1 protein-coding gene is annotated in these 1,126 nt (G+C 36.9%); it reads right to left on the reverse strand.

Annotated elements, in window-relative coordinates; genetic code table 11:
- Positions 1-536: recombinase family protein (locus R7Z50_RS24595; protein WP_318149363.1), on the reverse strand; the 536-nt coding region annotated here is incomplete at its 3' end.
- Positions 537-1,126: the final 590 nt, after the last annotated feature.

Raw genomic sequence — 1,126 nt, forward strand, 5'->3', positions numbered from 1 at the left:
GAGATACCAAGAGCATTTGCTGTTTTGGATTGACTCAGTCCTCTTACCCTACATTCTTGAACTTTTTGAGTTGTACTGATAGCTTCTGGTCGGCCAATCCGCTTACCCTCAGATTTAGCCCTAGCTTGCCCTTCCAACGTCCGTTCCCGAATACGGTTTCGCTCAAACTCAGCAAATGCTGAGAACATTTGTAGCATCAATCGTCCCTCTGCTGAGCTTAGATCAGCGGTAGGCAGATCAAGAGATATTGGCGTAACACCTTTTTCTAACAGCATACTGATCGTATGCTGAACATCGATGTTATCTCTTCCAAGTCGATCAAGCTTGAGTACCACCAGTTTGTCCCCTGGTTCAAGTTTATGCTCAATCAACATTTTGAACTCACGTCGTTCAGTTGCAGGCACACTACCAGAAACTGTTTCATGTACAATTCGGTGTTCTTGAACATCGTAGCCAGCATTTCTGATAGCTAAGATCTGATTTGACACAGTTTGCTCGCTAGTCGATACACGACAATAAGCGAATGTCCGTCCCATACTCTCCACAATACTCTCCTTTTTGGTATCACAACTAGTATCATCAATCAGTTGGGTATCATAAAAATCCAAACCCTATTTTATGAGACTGCAAACAGCTCACTCCCTTCTGGTGTCAGAAAACGGATGTTTGTTGATACTATCCTGGGATGTTTACATCTCGCTAAAGTTGACTACTTAAGTCGATAATTTTGACAAAGTAACTTTGCCTTAAGAAAACCTAGAAAATAAATGAATATCCGTGAGCAACAAACATTACTCTAAATTTAATTAATCTATAATAAAAACAAAGTTACTATTAATTTTCCTTGGCAATAAAATTAACACATAAAAAATAAATTTTATTTTATTAATTTTTCATGTTATAACTATTATAACTGTTATAATTATTATAAAGTTATAATTCTAATATAAGGATAGATTATTTAAAATCACTTAACAAAAGATAGAACATCGTTTTTCTACTAAATTTCTTCTGCCACACTTGGCACATTCACTGCCAACCCTGACACTTCCTCTGCCATTACTGGCAGTTTCGTTGCCAATCTTGGCAAAAAAATGTGCCACTCAATTTTGGTTTAAAAAACTTA

The sequence above is a fragment of the Vibrio sp. 1249-1 genome (assembly GCF_033340495.1).